This window comes from Desulfofundulus thermobenzoicus, assembly GCF_009428905.1.
Classification (GTDB): Bacteria; Bacillota; Desulfotomaculia; order Desulfotomaculales; family Desulfovirgulaceae; genus Desulfofundulus_A; species Desulfofundulus_A thermobenzoicus.
This window is the reverse complement of the sequence record NZ_WHYR01000260.1, coordinates 1-391: the sequence shown is the minus strand read 5'-3', so window position 1 is coordinate 391 and position 391 is coordinate 1. Positions and strand designations below refer to the sequence as shown.

The window sequence follows — 391 nt, the reverse complement described above, 5'->3', positions numbered from 1 at the left end:
CGATAAAAATGGTATGTTCGTTGGTAAGGAGAATATTGAAGCTCAGACTCTGCAAACATTTGAGAACCTTGATCGGGTATTGGTGGAATTGGGAGCTACGAAAAACAACATTGCATATGTTGAAATTTTTCTAACAAATCCACAAGAACACTCCGAAACGGTCATAGATCTATTCAAGGAATACTTAGGTCAACACAGACCAGCTGGCAGTCTCATTGGTGTGACATATCTGGCTTTCCCAGAGCAATTGATTGAAGTCAAGGCTATCGCACACACTGATTAAATATGTTATCATTTGACCAATTCTCAATATCAATACAAGGGATAGAATAAGGATTCGAGCTAAACAATCTATGATGATTAAAATGAACAAACTATGCTAGAGTAATGC

1 protein-coding gene is annotated in these 391 nt (G+C 37.3%); it reads left to right on the top strand.

Annotated elements, in window-relative coordinates; translation table 11 throughout:
• Positions 1-283, top strand: a 283-nt coding sequence (locus GFC01_RS18550; protein WP_152948538.1) for a RidA family protein, incomplete at its 5' end; no start/stop codon positions are given.
• Between the last annotated feature and the right edge of the window lie 108 nt (positions 284-391).